The sequence below is a fragment of the Joostella sp. CR20 genome (assembly GCF_038433465.1).
Taxonomy (GTDB): Bacteria; Bacteroidota; Bacteroidia; order Flavobacteriales; family Flavobacteriaceae; genus Galbibacter.
Map to the genome: position 1 here is coordinate 13,055 of NZ_JAESVF010000013.1, position 19,122 is coordinate 32,176.

Below are 19,122 nucleotides of genomic sequence, written 5' to 3' on the forward strand. Positions count from 1 at the left end.
AAAGTCCGAAGTGAGTAGTGAGTAGTGAGTAGTGAGTAGTGAGTAGTGAGTAGTGAGTAATGAGTAGTAAGTAATGAGTAGTAAGTAAAAAAACTAATTTCTCTTCAAATGAGACTTAGAATGTAATTAGCTGAAATTCAGAAGTCAGTTAACAAACAAACTCCCCCTTCGAGGTTGGGTACTTAATCCCCCTTCGAAGGGGGCTAGGGGGATGTAAAGAATAGAGAAAAAGCTGAAAAGCAGAATCTCAAAGAAATCAGCAAACAAGAAACAAAAACCAGAAACAAAAGAGCCATGCAAATACTAAAATCTAAAATCATAGGAAACGGAAAACCATTACTTATACTTCATGGATTTTTAGGAATGTCTGACAATTGGAAAACCCTTGGCACAAAATACGCAGATTTAGGTTTTGAAGTGCATTTGCTCGATTTAAGAAACCACGGAAAGAGTTTTCACTCCGATGATTTTTCGTATGAGCTAATGGTAGACGATGTTTTAAATTACATCGATTTACACGACCTCGAAAGCGTTAATATTATTGGTCATTCTATGGGGGGTAAAGTTGCCATGCTACTTGCTGTTTCAAAACCAGAAGTTGTAACCCGATTGCTTGTTGCAGATATTGCTCCGAAATATTATCCGCCGCACCATCAAACTATTATCAACGGTTTAAAAGCATTAGATTTTAACAAGATAAGCTCTAGAACCGAAGCCGACGAAGAACTTTCAAAGCATATCAACGACTGGGGAACACGTCAGTTTCTACTGAAAAACCTACATTGGAAAACCAAAGAAACACTCGGGTTTAGATTTAATCTTCCTGTACTTTCGGAAGCACAAGAAGAAATAGGTGAAGCGCTTCCGTCTCAAAAAATATTCAACGGAAAAACCTTGTTTTTAAGAGGCTCAAAATCGGAGTACATTTCTCCAAACGACACCGACCTTATCAAAGCTCATTTTCCTTCAGCAATTATAGAAATTATAGACAACGCTGGGCATTGGCTTCATGCGGAAAATCCTACACAATTTTTCGAAAAATCCTCCAAATTCCTTAATAACTAACACTTTACAAAAAAACTTACAACTTCAGCAAAAATAAAAAATCAGAAAAACGAACTGTAATCATTACATACTAAACAGCGTTTAAATGTTAATTTTTTAATGATTTATAAATATCTAAGTGGTTAAAATTGCATATGAATAATTTTGTATTAAATTTGACTAGCTAATATTCATAATTCTAAATTAACTAATTCATGAAAAAACTCACACTTTTAGCAATTCTGTTGCTTACTAGTGCCTTGACGTATGCTGGAGGATATCGTATCTCTTTGCAAGGACAAAAGCAACTTGCCATGGGGCATACTGGAGTTGCCGTAATAAACTCTTCTGAACTTGTGTTTTTCAACCCTGCGGGGCTTACTTTTTTAAATGAAAAATTTACCGTAAGTGCTGGTGCTAATGCTGTTTTTGCAAACATCAGTTTCCAAAACGAACAATACGGATGGTACACAGAAGCAGACAATCCTGTTTCTACACCATTTAATGTATATGCTGCCTATAAAATTAACGATTGGGCTAGTGTTGGTTTAGGGATTTACACACCTTACGGAAGTGGTGTTGAATACCCTACCGATTGGGAAGGATCTCACCTAATAAACGACATTAGCTTACGAGCTATTTTTATTCAGCCAACACTTTCTATCAAAATAAATGATAAAGTAAGTATTGGAGGGGGACCAATTTTTGCTACTGGAGCTGTTAATTTCAACAGAAATATCGACAGAACTACAACCAATACCGAAGGAGAAAGAGCAAATGTTACAATCGACCAAAGCGGAATTACAGCATGGGGATATAACTTAGGATTGATGGTTAGACCTACCGAAAAATTCACGCTAGGAATTAACTACCGTTCGGAAATCCAAATGGATGCTGAAGATGGAGAAGCCGATTTTCAAAATATGCCAAATGGCCTCAATATTGATGGAAAATATGACAATGTGACTTTTGATGCTACATTACCACTTCCTGCGGAATTAACTGTTGGAGCTTCATACGCTATCAATGAAAAATGGCTTGTTGCCTTTGATTACAACCGTGCATACTGGAATGCTTACGAGGCATTAGATGTAATTTTCAGCAATGGCGAAGAATCGATAAACCCACGTAACTACAAAAATGCTTCTACTTACCGTTTTGGTGTTCAGTACAAAGCTACAAATCGTTTCACTTTAAGAGGTGGTTACTATTTTGACGAATCGCCTGTACAGTCTGGATACTTCGCTCCTGAAACTCCAAGAAACGATTCGAATAACTTCACAGGAGGTTTTTCATTCAAAATTAGCGAGCGTTTCGCTTTAGACGCATCATTCTTATACATCCATTTTGATGAAGTTGATGAGTCATATGATTATTACAAAGACCCTACAGGAACACAATTTTCTTCTTTTGGAGGAACATACAAGAACAACGCTTTTGTACCAGGACTAGGAATTACCTACGGATTTTAATAAAAGCTAACAACAATAACTCATGAAAAAACTACTATATATATCATTAGCCACGGTTGCACTTACCTCGTGCCAACCAGAATTTAACGACTCGGTAGACGAGCAAGGCTTTTACTCAAATGGAGATGCCGACTTCTCTACATTTGTTGCAGTTGGAAACTCTTTAACCGCAGGATACGCCGACGGTGCGCTGTATCTTAACGGACAACAAAACTCTTTCCCAAGCATGCTTTCAACACAGTTTAAGCATGTTGGTGGTGGCGATTTTACACAACCATTGGTAAACGACAACTTGGGTGGTTTACTAGCCAGTGGAAATCAGATTACAGACAACCGAAGAGTAATTAGACTTGGAGCTGACGGAAGTACAACTCCCGTAATTTTGGAGGGAACTCCAACAACAGACATTGTTAACACACTTGAAGGACCTTTTAACAACATGGGAGTTCCAGGTTCTAAAATTTTTCATTTAGTAGCTAACGGATACGGAAATATCGGAAACTTCCCTGCGGCAGCAAATCCTTATTTTGTACGTATGGCAAGTACTCCAGATGCTTCTGTAATTGAAGATGCCGTTTCTCAAAGTCCAACATTCTTTTCGCTTTGGATTGGAAACAACGACATTTTAAGTTTTGCTACAAGTGGTGGAGTTGGTGTAGACCAATCTGGAAATTTAGATCCTACAACGTATGGAGCAAACGATATTACAGATCCTAACGTTTTTGCAAGTGTTTACAATACGCTACTTACGGCTCTTACAAGCGGAGGTGCTAAAGGAATCGTTGCAAACATTCCAAACGTTACAACAATCCCGTTTTTCACAACTGTACCTTACAATGCAATTCCGCTAGACGCACAAACAGCAAGCGTACTTAACCAAGCATACGCTCAATACAATGGTGGTTTATTGCAAGCACAATCTTTCGGTTTAATTACTGCGGAAGAAGTTGCGCAACGTACTATACAATTTAGTGCAGGACAAAATGCCGTTGTTATTTTAGATGAAGATTTAACTGATTTAACTGGTATTAACGCAGGACTTACAAACATGAGACAAGCTACGGCTGAAGATTTACTTCCGCTTACAACTTCATCTATTTTAGGGACTTTAGCAGATGCTAGCAATCCGCAATCAATTATTGGAGTTGCAGTACCACTTACAGACGCGCAAGCTTTAACAGCTACAGAAATCGAAATGGTTACAAATGCACAAACTGCATACAACACAAGTATAAAAGCGCTAGCTACTCAATACGATTTAGCTTTTATAGATGTAGAAGCAATAATGAATCAATTAGCTAATGGCGGTATTTCTTTTGACGGCGGAACCATAACAAATACGTTTGCAACAGGTGGAGCTTTCTCTTTAGATGGAGTTCACCCAACACAACGTGGTTATGCAGTTATTGCCAACGAAATGATTAACATTATCAACGAAAAATACAATGCTACAATTCCAGGAATAAATCCAGGAGCGTATCCTACAATTTTCGTAGAATAAAGAACATAATATAGAATATTTTTCAAAAGCGTCTGTTAAAGCAGACGCTTTTTTTATATCTTTAAGAAAACAAAATCTTAATCAGATGAAATTTATAATCAGACTTTTACTCACAGCAGTGTCTGTAGTAATTTTAGCAAAACTATTACCTGGCGTAGGTGTAGAAAGCTACGGTACCGCAATTATGGTTGCCATTGCATTAGCACTTTTAAACTTTATAGTAAAACCAATTCTTGTAGTTTTAACACTACCTGCAACCATCATCACCTTGGGGCTTTTCTTATTAATCATAAACGCTTGTATCATTCTACTTGCCGATTATTTTGTAGATGGCTTTTCAGTAGTAAATATATGGTGGGCTTTACTTTTTAGTTTACTATTATCAATCTTACAATCTATATTCGAAACCTTGGTAGGTGCCGAAGATTAATTTAACTTCAGAAAAAATACAAATTCACTCTAAAAAATACATTTTCAAAAGTTTTATAAAAACCAAGTAACTACCTAAAAAGCAAAGTTGTTAAATAAAAATTAATATTTTGTTTTTCAGTCATTTAAAAACTTGGTTAACTTTTGAAAATGTATTACTTTTGCATGCCCATTTACGGGCTATTAAATATTTTTGGAGAATGAATATCACAAAAGAGCAAATTGACGATTTAAATGCAATAGTAAAAGTTGCTATTACAAAAGAAGATTACAGCGATAAAGTAAATCAAATATTAACAGACTACCGCAAAACAGCAAACATTCCTGGTTTTAGAAAAGGACATGTACCAATGGGTCTTGTAAAAAAACAATACGGAAAAGCTGTATTGGTAGACGAGGTTAATAAATTACTACAAGAGTCTTTAAATAAATTCTTAACAGAAGAAAAACTAGACGTACTTGGAAATCCGTTACCAAAAGCACAAGACAATTTAGATTGGGATGCTGAAGATTTTTCTTTTGAATTTGAATTAGGTTTAGCTCCAGCTTTTGATGTTGATTTAAAAACTAAAAAAGCAATTACACACTATCAAATCGTTGCTGATGATAAAATGATTGATGAGCAAGTTGATAGAATTGCAAAACAATACGGAAAATTAATCGCTCAAGACGAAGTAACCGAAGATAGCGAAGTTACAGGAGTATTTAAAAGCGAAGAAAAAGAAATTGAAAACAGAGTTACTTTTACTTTAGACAAACTTAAAGGAAAAAGAAACCTAAATAAATTTGTTGGCGCTAAAGTTGGAGACACTTTAGAGTTAAAAACAAAAGGGCTTTTTGAAGACGATCATGACTTAATGAACTTCTTAAAAGTTGAGCACGACGAAGCACACGATTTAGACATCGCTGTTACTTTTACAATCGACGAGGCTAACAAAAGAGAAGCTACCGAATTAAACCAAGAGTTATTCGACAAGCTTTTTGGTGAAGGTGTTGTTACTTCTGAAGAAGAAATGAGAGCCAAAATTAAAGAAGATGCTGAAAAGCAATTTGCACAACAAGCAGATCAAAAATTGCTTAACGATATCACTGAAGAATTAGTTGAAAATACAAAGTTTGATTTACCTGCAGAATTTTTAACAAAATGGATTCAAGCAACAGGAGAAAAAGAACTTTCTGATGAAGAAGCTAGCGAAGCGTATGCACAATCTGAAAAAGGATTGAGATACCAATTAATAGAAGGAAAAATCATCAACAACAACGATCTTCAAGTAACTTACGAAGAGTTAAAAGAGTTTGCTAAAACATACGTTCGTATGCAAATGGCACAATTCGGACAAACAGATCCAGACGAAGAAGTTTTAGAAAACATCTCTTCTAGAGTGCTTTCAAACCAAGAAGAAGCTAAAAGATTATCAGAACAAATGATGAGCGAAAAGCTTGTAAATCTGTATAAAGAAAAAGCAAACTTAAAGACAAAAGAAGTTACTTACGAAAACTTTGTTAAAGAAGTTTACGGGTAAAACCTTTAAAAATAATTTAAGTATCTTTAAGGCGTTAAACTGTAAGTTTTAACGCCTTTTTACGTACTTACAACTAGTAATTAAAATTTTATGAACTTCGAAAAAGAATTTAAGGCATTTGCCACAAAAGATAGAGGGATAAATAGCATGTATTATGACAAAATCATAAGCGCTATGACTCCAGTGGGGCTTACCCCAAATATTATTGAAGAGCGTCAATTAAACGCTGTTGCTATGGATGTGTTTTCTAGATTGATGATGGACAGAATCATCTTTATGGGAACAGGAATTAACGACCAAGTAGCAAACATCATTCAAGCACAATTGTTGTTTTTAGAAAGTGCCGATGCTTCTAAAGACATCCAAATTTACATAAACTCTCCAGGAGGAAGTGTATATGCTGGATTAGGAATTTACGACACTATGCAGTACATCAAACCAGATGTTGCAACAATTTGTACTGGGATGGCCGCTTCAATGGGTGCTGTGTTACTTTGCGCTGGAGAAAAAGGGAAACGTTCTGCTCTACCTCATAGCCGTGTTATGATTCACCAACCACTTGGAGGTGCTCAAGGACAAGCAAGTGATATTGAAATTACAGCCCGCGAAATTTTAAAACTGAAAGAAGAATTATACGAAATCATTGCTAAGCACTCTGGGCAATCGATGGAAAAAGTTACCGACGATAGTGACCGCGATTACTGGATGAAAGCAGATGAAGCGAAAGCTTACGGAATGATTGATGAAGTCTTGAGAAGAGACCTTTAATTTCATCAGTATAAAAAATAGAAAACGACAAGCGTTTTCATAAAAAAAGAAAAATGGCGAAAGAAGAATTAGAATGTTCGTTTTGTGGTCGAAAAAAGCCAGAAACTAACTTGCTTATTGCAGGCTTAGATGCGCATATTTGCGACCGCTGTATCGAACAGGCACATGGAATTGTATTAGAAGAATCGCAACAAAATAAAAACAGTGAATTATCTTCTGAGTTGATTTTAAAAAAACCAACTGAGATAAAAGAATACCTCGATCAATTTATTATTGGTCAAGACGCTACCAAAAAAGTAATGTCTGTTGCCGTGTACAATCACTATAAAAGATTGTTGCAACCTGCCAGCAAAGATGATATTGAAATTCAAAAAAGTAATATCATTATGGTTGGACAAACAGGAACAGGAAAAACTTTAATGGCAAAAACTATTGCCAAAATGCTCAATGTTCCGCTTGCTATTGTCGATGCTACTGTGTTAACCGAAGCTGGTTATGTTGGAGAAGACGTAGAAAGTATTTTAACGCGTTTACTTCAAGCAGCCGATTACAACTTAGAAAAGGCAGAAAGAGGAATTGTTTTTATTGATGAAATTGATAAAATCGCACGTAAAAGCGACAATCCTTCCATCACTAGAGATGTTTCTGGTGAGGGTGTACAGCAGGCACTTTTAAAATTACTCGAAGGAACCGTTGTGAATGTACCGCCAAAAGGTGGAAGAAAGCATCCAGATCAAAAATTTATCGAAGTAAATACTGAAAATATCTTGTTTGTTGCTGGTGGTGCTTTCGACGGAATTAACCGACATATCTCAAAACGATTAAACATGCAAGCAGTTGGTTACAATGTTTCAAAATCAGAAATGATTGATCGTGAAAACCTATTGCAATATGTTATCCCGAAAGATTTAAAAGACTTTGGTTTAATTCCAGAAATCATTGGTCGTCTTCCTGTATTAACATACATGGATCCACTTGATGCTGAAACGCTTCGCTCTATTTTAACAGAACCAAAAAATGCCATTATCAAGCAGTACACAAAACTATTTGAAATGGATAATATTAAGTTCTCTATTAATGATGAGGCGCTTAATTATATTGTCGAAAAAGCAATTGAATACGACTTGGGGGCAAGAGGACTTCGCTCTTTATGCGAAACCATCTTAACCGATGCTATGTTTGATTTACCAAGTTCGGAAGAAAACAAATTGGTTGTAGACAAAGCGTATGTTGAAGAAAAATTAAACAGAATTGCAGTTAATAAACTGAAAGCTGTTTCTTAAATAAAAATACAAATTACCAAAATAACAAAGCCTCCAATGTGGAGGCTTTGTTTGTTTTGAATATTCTACAAAATTCAAAAAATACACAAACAACTAACATTACAAATAGCTATCTTTAATTTTTAAAACTGAAGTAATTCACACCATAAAATAGCCTCAAATAACAAGTAATGTTTCAACTCCAATACAAACGCATCTATCTTGAAAAAAAGCACGTATTCAGAATAGCAGGTGGCACCCGCACAAATACACCTGCTATTCTAATACAATTACAATTTGAAAATCATACAGGGTATGGAGAAGCATCTATGCCTCCATTATATGGTGAAGACTTTCAAACTGCTGAAGCTTTTTTAAAACGTGTCGATTTGACCTCTTTTAAAGATCCTTTCAATACTGAAGACATCTTGAACTACATCGACACTATTGCTCCAAACAATCCAGCAATAAAAGCCGCAATTGATATTGCCTTACACGATTTAATCGGACAAATATTAAATATTCCTCTACACTCTTACTTCGGATTAAAACCGAAAAATCTAGCCACAAGCAAAACTATCGGTATTGACACTCCAAAGATTATTGAAGAACGCGTACAAGAGGCATCAGATTTCAAATATTTAAAAGTTAAATTAGGAAGTGAGCTTGATGAAGAAATCATAAATACAATTAAAAGTTTAACTAATCAACCTCTATTTATCGATGCAAATCAAGGGTGGAAATCGAAAGAAGAAGCGCTCGAAAAAACCAATTGGCTCAAAGAAAATGGAGCTGTTTTTATAGAACAACCTCTGCCTAAAACTGCGTTAGATGAATTGAGTTGGTTAGCAGCACAATCGCCTTTACCAATAATCGGTGATGAGGGTATACAACGTTTTTCTGATTTAAAAAACGCATCAAATTTCTATCACGGTATTAATATAAAACTCATGAAATCTACAGGATTACGTGAAGCTTACAAAATGGCGCAAACAGCCAAAATGATGGGACTTAAAGTTATGCTTGGCTGCATGTCTGAAACTTCATGTGCTATTGGAGCTGCAGCGCAGTTAGGAGCTTTGGCCGATTGGATTGACTTGGACGGAAATCTAGGGATAAAAAATGACCCATTTAAAGCGCATCATGTTGAAAATGGAATTATTCATGTAAACAACAAAGCTGGAGTTGGACTTCTCAATCCAAATTGGGATCAAATTCCTACACTCTAATTTCTTCAATTTAAAACATTATGTCATGAAGTTTTTCAGCAAAATAATTTTAAATACAATTACAGTAATCATCTTACTTATAGCTATAGGATGTAAAAATAAAATCGAAAAACCCCTCGAATCAAAAAATACTTTTGTGAATGATGTCGCTTTAGATTCATTCTTCTCAATACTACACAAAAACAAAATGTTTAATGGTGCCGTTGCTGTTAAAAAAGATGGAAAGCTCATTTTTAAAAAAGGCTACGGAATTGCAAATTTCAGTCAAAAAACTCCTTTTCTTCCTTCTACAAGTATCGAAGTAGCTTCGGTTTCAAAACAATTCACGGCTGCTGCAATTCAAATTTTAGCGCAACAAAATAAGTTAAACATAAACGAGTTTGCCTACAAATATTTGGGAGATGCGTTTCCTTACCACAACATCACAATTCAGCATTTATTAACGCATACATCTGGACTGAAAGATTACGAAGATTATTTCAAAATAGCTTGGGATTCTACTTTAATCGCATCAAACAAAGACATCTTGAATTATTTTATCACTCAAAAACCTGTGTTGGAAAGTGTTCCTGGTGAAAAATACCACTATTCGAATTCAGGCTATGTTTTATTGGCGAGTATTGTAGAAGCTGTAAGTAATATTTCTTTAGATGTTTTTTTGGAAAAGTACGTTTTCACAAAAGCGACCATGAATCAAAGTTATTTTTTAGAACGAGATAGTATTTGGAACGCCAAAAATTATGCGCCTGGATATATGCTAAACCCGACTAATTGTAATTACGACAACCCAGAATTACTTAACGGGAAACAATATTATCGATTTTTAAGTGGACGTTTAGGCTCTGGCAGACTTTCGTCTTCGGTGAACGATTTAATAAAGTGGGATAGCATTTTATATACTGATAATTTTTTAAATGAAGCGAGTAAGAAAATTGCTTTTACACCACAGCCGCCAAGTCATGATACATCTGATTATGGCTACGGATGGCACATTCCTGATACTTCGGCACAAAATAAAACAGTTTACCATACTGGAAGTTGGGCTGGAAACAAAACATATATAAAACGGTATTTAAACAATAAGAGTCTTATTGTGATTTTGAATAACACAAACAGCCCCTATATGGTAGCAATCCGAAAAGAGATTGACAATTATATTGAAAACGGAACCCCTTTAAACATTCCACAGCGATATGGAGAAGAGGTTTTAGAACAAGAAATTTGTACACTTACAGAAGAAAATCTTAGTAATTGGTTGACAACAAATAAAGATGTGAAATGGAATAAAAAGTCACTTTTAAAACTACATGAATTCTACATTGAACATCAAGAGGTCGAAAAAGCTACTATTGCACACTCTATTATTGAAAATTTAAAACTCTAATAAAAAAATCCTCTTTTTTACGATGCAAAAGAGGATTTTTAACTTTATTCTTTATTCATTTGTAACAACTCTTCAAGGTAGTGCCTATTACTCGAAAGTCGTGGAATTTTGTGCTGCCCTCCTAGTTTATCGTATTTTTTCAACCAGTCGTAAAACAAGTTTTTTCTTGCTACGTGTACCGTTGGCATATTTAAAGTAATGTTGTTATAGCGTTTTGCTTCATAATCCGAATTCAACTTTTTTAGTGTTGCATCCATCACCTCAACAAATTCAGTTTGATTGGTTGGAACTTTTCTAAATTCTATCAACCACTCGTGCGCACCTTTTTCTTTACCCTGCATAAAAATAGGTCCCGCCGTATAATCTATAATTTCGGCGCCAGTTTTTTTACAAGCTGCTTGCAAAGCTTCTTCAGCATTTTCAATAATAAGTTCTTCGCCAAAAACATTAATATGGTGTTTTGTTCGTCCTGTAACCTTAATTCGGTATGGTGAAGTAGACGTAAATCTTACCGTATCACCAATTAAATAACGCCATAATCCAGCGTTGGTAGTAATTACAATAGCATAATTTTTATCGAGTTCTACTTCCCAAAGTGGTATTACTTTTTCATTTGGAGTACCAAACACATCCATCGGGATAAATTCATAAAAAATCCCGTAGTCCAGCATCAGCAGTAACTCATCAGAATTGTTTCTATCCTGAATTGCAAAAAATCCTTCCGAAGCATTATAAATTTCGTAATATCTAAAACTCTTTCTAGGTAATAATTTTTGATATTGTTCTCGATATGGATTAAAACTCACCCCTCCATGAAAATAAACTTCCAGGTTTTCCCATATTTCAAACAGATGACTTTTTCCTGTTTTTTCCAACACTTCGTTAAGTAAAACCAACATCCAAGAGGGTACTCCTGCCAAACTGGTAACATCTTCTTTTATAGTTTCCTCTACAATGGCCGCCAGCTTACTCTCCCACTCGCTCATCAAAGAAACTTTGTTGCTCGGTGTACTGCTCATCTCCGCCCAAAAAGGCATATTATCAATAATAATTGCTGAAAGGTCTCCGAAAAATGTATTGTTGTCTTGATAAAGTTCTTTGCTTCCGCCAAGTCGCAAACTCTTTCCTGTAAACAATTTAGAATCTTCGTTATTATTAAAATAAAGCGACAACATGTCTTTCCCTGCTTTAAAATGACAATCTTCTAACGACTCTGTACTTACAGGAATAAATTTACTCTTTGCATTGGTTGTTCCGCTACTTTTGGCAAACCACTTTATCGGCGTAGGCCAAAAAATATTATGCTCTCCTTTTCGAGCCCGCTCTATCATCGGCTCGATATCTTCGTATCTCACAATGGGCACTCGCTCAGTAAAAGCAGTATACGAGCCCATATCGGAAAATCCGTGTGCTTTACCAAACTCAGTTTCTTTGGCAACCGACATTAAATGAGTTAGCACTTCTGTTTGAACTTCACTAGGGTATTTCATAAAAAGTTCCATCTGGTGGAAACGCTTTTTCAAAAACCAAGAAGCTATCGAATTGAATAACGGAATTGACATTTATTTAATTTATATTTGATAAAAATATGAAAAAACTTTTATGATGTTCGAAGGTGTTCTCACTAAAATGCAAACCGAATTTACAAATCCTATTAATTATTATTTAGTTTTTGAAAACAACTACATAAATTTTAATCAGTTAATTAATAAAAAAATAAGCATCACCTTCGTAAAGTTTGAATGTTTATCGTGTCATTTAGACAAACCTATTTACCGTCAAGGATTTTGTAAAAGTTGCTTTTTTGAAACACCAAAAGCAGCCGATTGGATTTTAAAACCTGAGTTGAGCACAGCACATTTAGATATTGAAGATAGAGATTTAGCCTACGAAAAAGAAGCACAACTACAACCGCATATTGTCTACTTAGCAAATTCGAGCAGTATTAAAGTGGGAGTGACAAGAAAAAGTCAGGTTCCAACGCGATGGATTGACCAAGGAGCGCATGAAGCTATTGAAATTGTAGAGGTTCCAAATCGATATCTTGCAGGGATAACTGAAGTTGCTTTGAAAGACCATGTTTCCGACAAAACAAATTGGCGAAAAATGCTTCAGAATGACATTGTAGATGAAGATTTAAAACAGTATCGCGACCAGTTAAAACAATACATCCCTGAAGAAACGCTTCCTTATTTTATTGAATACAATACTGAAACCAATATTGATTTTCCAGTAGAAGCATATCCCGTTAAACCAAGTAGTTTAAACCTAAGTAAAACGCCAACTTACGAGGGTGTTTTAAAAGGAATTAAAGGGCAATATTTAATTTTTGAAGACCAAACCGTTTTCAATGTAAGAGCCAACGAAGGTTTGGTTGTTAACATTAAAACGATTTAATAATTTGTAATAAAAAAGCGCTATGAATACTGAAGAATTGTTTGCAGCACTCCGAACTGAAGACACCGCCAAAATAAAAGAAATTTTAAGCGCAAACCCAACGCTTATCAATGACCGGGATACTCGTGGTTCTACACTTTTACTTTTGGCAACCTACTACGGAAACATTGAGGTTACAAATACCATTTTAGAATTTAATCCAGATGTGAATGCCAAAGATGCTTCTGGAAATACTGCTTTGATGGGTGTATGTTTTAAAGGATATACAGAAATTGCCAACTTACTAATAAAGCACAATGCCGATGTAAATTTAGCAAATGGCAATGGTGGAACTGCGCTAATTTTTGCAGCTACTTTTGGTAGAACGGCTATGGTTGAATTACTGCTGAAAAACAATGCTGACAAAACATTAAAAGATGCAAACGGCCACATGGCAATAGACCATGCTCGCATGCAAAAAAACCAAGAAATTGTTGCGTTATTAAGCTAGATATTTTCGCCTAGTAATTCTAAACGTGTTCTATCTTGAATTTTTATTTTCTTTCCTGAAGTAGCTATCAATCCGTTTTTAGAATATTCCGACACCATTCGGATTAAAGATTCTGTTGCAGTCCCAACAATATTGGCAAATTCTTCTCTAGAAAGTGTAATTTTCAAAAAGCCTTCTTCATCTACACCAAACTCTTCTTCCAATTCTAACAGAGCAATTGCAAATCTAGACTTAACAGGTTTCTGTGCCATTTCAACAATATGGTCGTTAGCAATTTTTAAATCGTAACAAATATCATTTACAATATCCGCAGAAAAATTTGAATTATTTTTAAAAGCCGATTTTATTTCTGTCTTTGGAATAAAACACACTTCCATCTCTTCAATTGCCTGCGCAGACAAGCCTACGGCATCGTCGCTTACAATACTACGTTGCCCAAGTAAATCGCCTTTTTTGATAAATTTCACGATTTGACTTTTTCCGTTAGACGACAGTTTTGTGAGTTTACAAATACCAGATTTTATACAGTATACACCGTTTAAATAATCTCCCTCTTCAAAAATAAAAGCTCCTTTCTCTACGTGTTGAGAAGTTTTACAGTCGGAAATATTTATCAATTCGTCCTTTGTTAAACTCCTTAGAGAACTAAACTTTCTTACAATACATTGTTCACATTTACTCATGCTCCAGAGAAACCTTTTGTAATTAACTATTCTTCATTGTTTTCTATGACAAATATCATACTTTTTCTTCATATATTTAGAGAGTTTTGTACTACTAAATTGAAGAAATTGAGCAACTCGTGTTACCATTGTGGACTAGATTGTGATCAAGAAACCATCGTCTTCGATCAAAAAAACTTCTGTTGTAACGGTTGTAAAACGGTTTATCAGATTTTTTCAGAAAACAATCTAACCTCTTATTACGACATAGAAAATAATCCAGGAATCACACCAAAAGAAGTACAAGGAAAGTACGATTTTTTGTCAAATCCAGATATTCTCGAAAGTCTCTTAGAGTTCAATGATGGTGCGATTCAGATGGTAAATTTATACATTCCATCAATCCATTGTAGCTCTTGTATTTGGGTCTTAGAAAATCTTCATAAAATTAATCAAAATGTAAAAGACTCGCAAGTAAACTTTCCTAAAAAAACAATACGTGTTACGTACAACAGCAACGATTTCGACTTAAAGAAATTGGCGCTTTTACTTGCTTCAATTGGTTACGAGCCCAAAATAAATTTAGAGAATAAAAATACCGAAGAAAACACCTCTAACAGAACAATTCTATACAAGCTTGGCGTTGCTGGTTTTGCCTTTGGGAACATTATGTTTTTATCGTTTCCAGAATACTTTGAGGTAAACGAATATTGGCTAGACCACTACAAACCTTTATTCCGTTGGATTATGTTTACGTTTTCGCTCCCAGTGGTGTTTTACGCATCTTCCGACTATTTTATATCGGCATACAAAGGCATTAAATCCAAAATATTAAACATCGATATCCCTATTGCTTTAGGTATTGCTGTGCTATTCATCAGGAGTTGCCACGAAATCATTACGGGTACGGGACAAGGCTTTTTTGATAGTCTTGCTGGCCTTGTTTTTTTCTTATTGATTGGGAAGTTCTTTCAGCAAAAAACATACAATTTTCTTTCATTTGAAAGAAGCTACAAAAGCTATTTTCCTATTGGAGTTACCCTCATTAAAAACAACAATGAAGAGGAAAACATACAAGTTCAAGATGTTAGAAAGGGCGACCGAATTTTAATTAGAAGTGAAGAAATCATTCCGGTAGACAGTATTTTAATGAAAGGTGAAGCCTACATTGATTACAGTTTTGTTACGGGAGAATCGGAAATTGTAAGAAAAACTTCGGGCGATAAAATTTTTGCTGGCGGAAAACAAACCAAAAATGCCATCGAAATTGAAGCGCTAAAGTCGGTTTCCCAAAGCTACCTAACACAACTTTGGAGTAATGACGCTTTTAAGAAGGAGAGTAACGCAAATTTTCAGAGTTTAACCGACCAAATTAGCAAACACTTTACGATTGTTATTTTGTCTATCGCTTTCCTGTCTCTCTTTTATTGGCTTTGGAAAGATACCTCGCAAGCAACTTATGTTTTTACTGCGATTCTAATTATTGCTTGCCCATGTGCTTTGGCACTTTCGGCTCCTTTTACACTGGGAAATTTATTGAGAATCTTCGGAAAAAAAGGATTCTATTTAAAAGACGGACATGTTATTGAAAAGCTCGCAAAAATAGATACCATCATTTTTGATAAAACTGGAACCATTACAGCTTCCGACAAAAAAGATATTTCATATGAAGGTGAAGCCTTGAATGAAGAAGAAGCAACACTGCTAAAAAGTACCTTAAGAGGTTCGAACCATCCGTTGAGCAGACAATTGTATCTTCTTTTAAAAGAAAACAACATCGTTCCGTTAGACGATTTTAAAGAAACAACCGGAAAAGGACTCGAAGCGCGTGTTAAAAACCACAAAATTAAAATTGGTTCTGAAAGTTTTGTTGCTGAAACAACTACCAAAAACGCACTTAAAACAAGTGTTCATATTAGTACCAACAATCAATACAAAGGGAAATACGTATTTTACAACCAATACCGAAAAGGGATTTCAAAGCTTTTTTACAAACTTGAAAAAAAATATCATCTTGCAATTTTATCGGGTGATAATGCAAGTGAAAAAGAAAATTTACGTAAATTACTTCCTGTTAAAACAAAGTTGCTATTTAATCAGCAACCTCAAGATAAGCTAGTCTACATTCAGCATCATCAAGAAGAAGGTGCGCAGATTTTAATGATTGGCGACGGACTTAATGACGCTGGAGCTTTAAAACAAAGTAATGTAGGAATAGCTGTTTCTGAAAATGTAAATATATTCTCCCCAGCCTGCGACGCAATTTTAGACGCAAAGAATATTACTGATTTAAGTAAGTATTTAAAAATTTGCAACAAGGGCATCCGCATCATTAAAGCAAGTTTTATACTCTCTTTTATCTACAATATTATCGGACTTTCTTTTGCAGTTACTGGGCATTTATCTCCTGTTGTAGCCGCCATTTTAATGCCACTTAGCTCTATTAGCGTAGTTATTTTTACAACCATATGTACAAATTTTATTTGTAGAGATTTAAAATAAACCACAACATGATAAATGTCATTCTTTTTGGTAGAGGATGCATTTAGTTTTGCAGGATAACTAATAAATATGAGTGTTATATACATACTTCTAGCCATCAGTATGGTTATTGCCATTATCTTCTTGGTCCTATTTATCACAATAGTTAAAGACGGACAATACGACGATGTGTATACGCCTTCCGTGCGTATGCTTTTTGAAGACGAACTCGAAACTGAAACAAATAAAACCAAAAACAAACAACAATCGTAACTATGGAAATGGAACAATTTTACTACGACAACAAAATTGTAAAGAAATTTCTTTATGCAACCATGTTTTGGGGGCTTGTAGGGATGCTCGTAGGGTTACTACTTGCATTTTTATTTATCTTCCCTAATTTAACCGACGGGATTTCGTGGTTAAGCTTCGGTAGATTAAGACCCTTACACACCAATGCTGTTATCTTTGCATTTGTAGGAAATGCAATTTTTGCAGGAGTTTACTATTCGCTTCAAAGGCTTTTAAAAGCAAGGATGTATAGCGACTTTTTAAGTAACTTAAATTTCTGGGGATGGCAACTAATTATCGTTGCTGCCGCAATCTCTCTTCCGCTAGGATATACTTCCTCTAAAGAATATGCAGAGCTCGAATGGCCAATTGATATTGCTATTGCTGTGATTTGGGTTGCCTTCGGAATTAACATGATTGGTACAATTTTAAAAAGAAGACAACGCCATTTGTATGTAGCAATTTGGTTTTATTTAGGAACCTTTGTTACCGTTGCCGTGTTGCATATTTTTAATAATATTGAACTTCCTGTGGGAGCAATGAAAAGCTACTCTGTTTACGCAGGGGTACAAGATGCTTTGGTGCAATGGTGGTACGGACATAATGCTGTGGCATTTTTCTTAACAACGCCTTTCCTTGGGTTGATGTACTATTTTGTGCCAAAAGCAGCAAACCGACCTATTTATTCGTATCGATTATCTATCGTTCACTTTTGGTCGTTAATCTTTATTTACATTTGGGCAGGACCTCATCATTTACTTTATACTGCACTTCCAGATTGGGCTCAAAACTTAGGAGTTGCCTTTTCGGTAATGCTTATTGCACCGTCTTGGGGAGGTATGATAAACGGACTTCTAACTTTAAGAGGAGCATGGGATAAAGTACGTGTAGACCCTGTATTAAAATTCTTTGTAGTTGCAATTACTGGTTATGGTATGGCAACCTTCGAAGGACCTATGCTTTCCTTAAAAACAGTAAATGCTATTGGGCACTTTACCGATTGGATTATCGCTCACGTACACGTTGGTGCCTTGGCTTGGAACGGATTTTTAACTTTCGGGATGATTTATTATTTGGTTCCGAAAATGTTTAAAACCAAATTGTATTCTTTAAAATTGGCAAACTTCCATTTCTGGATTGGTACTTTAGGAATTTTATTATACGCTTTACCAATGTACGTTGCAGGATTTACACAGGCTTCTATGTGGAACCAATTTAACCCAGACGGAACTTTATTATACGGAAACTTCTTAGAAACTGTACAGCAAATTATCCCAATGTATGCCATGAGAGCTGTTGGAGGAACAATGTACCTTATTGGAGCTGCTATCGGAGTTTATAATGCTGTAAAAACAATCAAACAAGGTGTTGATGTTACAGATGAATTGGCAGAAGCTGCTCCACTTACTAAAGTTTCTAAAAGAAGATTGGCTGGCGAAACTTTCCATACTTGGTTAGAAAGAAAACCAGTACAATTAACCATCCTGGCAACTATTGCAATTTTAATTGGTGGAGTTGTACAAATTGTGCCTACACTATTAGTTAAATCGAATATTCCAACTATTTCGAGTGTAACACCTTATACTCCATTAGAATTGGAAGGTAGAGATCTTTACATTCGTGAAGGTTGTGTTTCGTGTCACTCGCAAATGATTCGTCCTTTCCGAAGTGAAGTAGAACGCTACGGAGAGTATTCAAAAGCGGGAGAATATGTGTACGACCATCCATTCCTATGGGGAAGTAAACGTACAGGTCCCGACTTGCATCGTGTTGGAGGGAAGTATAACGACAACTGGCACTTTAACCACATGTACGATCCGCAAAGTACTTCAGCAGGAAGTATTATGCCATCATACCGTTGGTTGATTACCGATAAGCTCGACCGCTCCAATACCGAAACAAAAATGAAAGCCATGGTAAAACTTGGTGTTCCATATACCGAAGAAGAAATTGCCAATGCGCAAAAAAATATGGATACCCAAGCACATACTATTGAGCAGAATTTATATCAAGATCCAGACTTTAAAGAAACTTACGAAAACGACAAACGTGCGGCTAAGCTAAACAATGACGATTTTGTTGAAATGAAAGACCGCGAAATTGTTGCACTTATTGCGTATTTACAACGTTTAGGAACCGATATTAAAATAGATTTTAACGAAGAAGAAGCAACCAGTAAAACAAATTAG

General features: G+C 35.4%; 16 protein-coding genes. 14 read left to right on the forward strand and 2 right to left on the reverse strand.

The annotated features are described in order from the left end of the window. Positions 1 to 294 precede the first annotated feature (294 nt). From JMA43_RS12795 to JMA43_RS12835, 9 genes are all read left to right on the forward strand, one after another. Positions 295 to 1,065: an alpha/beta fold hydrolase gene (locus tag JMA43_RS12795; protein WP_342157047.1), complete on the forward strand. Its 771-nt coding sequence runs from the start codon at positions 295 to 297 to the stop codon at positions 1,063 to 1,065. Between the two features lie 194 nt (positions 1,066 to 1,259). Beyond that, the gene (locus JMA43_RS12800; RefSeq protein ID WP_342157048.1) at positions 1,260 to 2,516 is read left to right on the forward strand and encodes an OmpP1/FadL family transporter; all 1,257 of its coding nucleotides are present in this window, start codon (positions 1,260 to 1,262) and stop codon (positions 2,514 to 2,516) included. A gap of 22 nt (positions 2,517 to 2,538) precedes the next feature. Further along, positions 2,539 to 4,017 (forward strand): G-D-S-L family lipolytic protein, encoded by a 1,479-nt coding sequence (locus tag JMA43_RS12805; RefSeq protein WP_342157049.1) that lies wholly within the window; start codon positions 2,539 to 2,541, stop codon positions 4,015 to 4,017. An 85-nt stretch (positions 4,018 to 4,102) separates the two neighbouring features. After that, positions 4,103 to 4,447: a phage holin family protein gene (locus JMA43_RS12810; protein ID WP_342157051.1), complete on the forward strand. Its 345-nt coding sequence runs from the start codon at positions 4,103 to 4,105 to the stop codon at positions 4,445 to 4,447. Between the two features lie 199 nt (positions 4,448 to 4,646). Next, on the forward strand, positions 4,647 to 5,969 hold the full coding sequence (tig, locus tag JMA43_RS12815; RefSeq protein WP_342157052.1) for a trigger factor: 1,323 nt from the start codon (positions 4,647 to 4,649) through the stop codon (positions 5,967 to 5,969). A gap of 90 nt (positions 5,970 to 6,059) precedes the next feature. Further along, on the forward strand, positions 6,060 to 6,737 hold the full coding sequence (gene clpP / locus JMA43_RS12820) for an ATP-dependent Clp endopeptidase proteolytic subunit ClpP (RefSeq protein ID WP_342157053.1): 678 nt from the start codon (positions 6,060 to 6,062) through the stop codon (positions 6,735 to 6,737). A 53-nt stretch (positions 6,738 to 6,790) separates the two neighbouring features. Beyond that, positions 6,791 to 8,020 carry an ATP-dependent Clp protease ATP-binding subunit ClpX gene (clpX, locus tag JMA43_RS12825; RefSeq protein WP_342157054.1) on the forward strand — a complete coding sequence of 410 codons (1,230 nt, stop codon included), beginning with the start codon at positions 6,791 to 6,793 and terminating at the stop codon, positions 8,018 to 8,020. A gap of 170 nt (positions 8,021 to 8,190) precedes the next feature. Beyond that, positions 8,191 to 9,228 (forward strand): dipeptide epimerase, encoded by a 1,038-nt coding sequence (locus tag JMA43_RS12830; protein ID WP_342157055.1) that lies wholly within the window; start codon positions 8,191 to 8,193, stop codon positions 9,226 to 9,228. Positions 9,229 to 9,253: 25 nt separating this feature from the next. Further along, entirely contained in the window at positions 9,254 to 10,612 is a 1,359-nt protein-coding gene (locus JMA43_RS12835) for a serine hydrolase domain-containing protein (protein WP_342157057.1), read from the forward strand. A 44-nt stretch (positions 10,613 to 10,656) separates the two neighbouring features. On the opposite strand, the gene JMA43_RS12840 is transcribed toward JMA43_RS12835, so the two are convergent. Next, on the reverse strand, positions 10,657 to 12,174 hold the full coding sequence (locus tag JMA43_RS12840; protein WP_342157058.1) for a GH3 auxin-responsive promoter family protein: 1,518 nt from the start codon (positions 12,172 to 12,174) through the stop codon (positions 10,657 to 10,659). Between the two features lie 40 nt (positions 12,175 to 12,214). On the opposite strand from JMA43_RS12840, the gene JMA43_RS12845 reads away from it, so the two are divergent. Further along, on the forward strand, positions 12,215 to 13,009 hold the full coding sequence (locus tag JMA43_RS12845) for a DUF2797 domain-containing protein (RefSeq protein ID WP_342157059.1): 795 nt from the start codon (positions 12,215 to 12,217) through the stop codon (positions 13,007 to 13,009). A 22-nt stretch (positions 13,010 to 13,031) separates the two neighbouring features. Then, positions 13,032 to 13,499 (forward strand): ankyrin repeat domain-containing protein, encoded by a 468-nt coding sequence (locus JMA43_RS12850; protein WP_342157060.1) that lies wholly within the window; start codon positions 13,032 to 13,034, stop codon positions 13,497 to 13,499. Here JMA43_RS12850 and JMA43_RS12855 read toward each other — a convergent pair. Then, positions 13,496 to 14,182 (reverse strand): Crp/Fnr family transcriptional regulator, encoded by a 687-nt coding sequence (locus tag JMA43_RS12855; protein ID WP_342157061.1) that lies wholly within the window; start codon positions 14,180 to 14,182, stop codon positions 13,496 to 13,498. The genes JMA43_RS12850 and JMA43_RS12855 overlap by 4 nt on opposite strands. 108 nt (positions 14,183 to 14,290) lie before the next feature. Between JMA43_RS12855 and JMA43_RS12860 the strand changes: the two genes are divergently transcribed. From JMA43_RS12860 to ccoN, 3 genes are all read left to right on the forward strand, one after another. Then, positions 14,291 to 16,663, forward strand: coding sequence for a heavy metal translocating P-type ATPase (locus JMA43_RS12860; RefSeq protein WP_342157062.1), 2,373 nt, complete (start codon positions 14,291 to 14,293; stop codon positions 16,661 to 16,663). Between the two features lie 69 nt (positions 16,664 to 16,732). After that, positions 16,733 to 16,915, forward strand: coding sequence for a cbb3-type cytochrome oxidase assembly protein CcoS (ccoS, locus tag JMA43_RS12865; protein ID WP_342157063.1), 183 nt, complete (start codon positions 16,733 to 16,735; stop codon positions 16,913 to 16,915). Positions 16,916 to 16,917: 2 nt separating this feature from the next. Next, positions 16,918 to 19,122: a cytochrome-c oxidase, cbb3-type subunit I gene (ccoN, locus tag JMA43_RS12870; RefSeq protein WP_342157064.1), complete on the forward strand. Its 2,205-nt coding sequence runs from the start codon at positions 16,918 to 16,920 to the stop codon at positions 19,120 to 19,122.

Excerpts from the sequence above, each read along its gene's own strand:
- tig (WP_342157052.1), top strand. The coding sequence starts at position 4,647 with ATGAATATCACAAAAGAGCAAATTGACGATTTAAATGCAATAGTAAAA.
- JMA43_RS12805 (WP_342157049.1), top strand. The coding sequence starts at position 2,539 with ATGAAAAAACTACTATATATATCATTAGCCACGGTTGCACTTACCTCG.
- JMA43_RS12835 (WP_342157057.1), top strand. The coding sequence starts at position 9,254 with ATGAAGTTTTTCAGCAAAATAATTTTAAATACAATTACAGTAATCATC.
- ccoN (WP_342157064.1), top strand. The coding sequence starts at position 16,918 with ATGGAAATGGAACAATTTTACTACGACAACAAAATTGTAAAGAAATTT.
- JMA43_RS12850 (WP_342157060.1), top strand. The coding sequence starts at position 13,032 with ATGAATACTGAAGAATTGTTTGCAGCACTCCGAACTGAAGACACCGCC.
- clpP (WP_342157053.1), top strand. The coding sequence starts at position 6,060 with ATGAACTTCGAAAAAGAATTTAAGGCATTTGCCACAAAAGATAGAGGG.
- JMA43_RS12800 (WP_342157048.1), top strand. The coding sequence starts at position 1,260 with ATGAAAAAACTCACACTTTTAGCAATTCTGTTGCTTACTAGTGCCTTG.
- JMA43_RS12845 (WP_342157059.1), top strand. The coding sequence starts at position 12,215 with ATGATGTTCGAAGGTGTTCTCACTAAAATGCAAACCGAATTTACAAAT.
- clpX (WP_342157054.1), top strand. The coding sequence starts at position 6,791 with ATGGCGAAAGAAGAATTAGAATGTTCGTTTTGTGGTCGAAAAAAGCCA.
- ccoS (WP_342157063.1), top strand. The coding sequence starts at position 16,733 with ATGAGTGTTATATACATACTTCTAGCCATCAGTATGGTTATTGCCATT.
- JMA43_RS12840 (WP_342157058.1), bottom strand. The coding sequence starts at position 12,174 with ATGTCAATTCCGTTATTCAATTCGATAGCTTCTTGGTTTTTGAAAAAG.
- JMA43_RS12855 (WP_342157061.1), bottom strand. The coding sequence starts at position 14,182 with ATGAGTAAATGTGAACAATGTATTGTAAGAAAGTTTAGTTCTCTAAGG.
- JMA43_RS12795 (WP_342157047.1), top strand. The coding sequence starts at position 295 with ATGCAAATACTAAAATCTAAAATCATAGGAAACGGAAAACCATTACTT.
- JMA43_RS12830 (WP_342157055.1), top strand. The coding sequence starts at position 8,191 with ATGTTTCAACTCCAATACAAACGCATCTATCTTGAAAAAAAGCACGTA.
- JMA43_RS12810 (WP_342157051.1), top strand. The coding sequence starts at position 4,103 with ATGAAATTTATAATCAGACTTTTACTCACAGCAGTGTCTGTAGTAATT.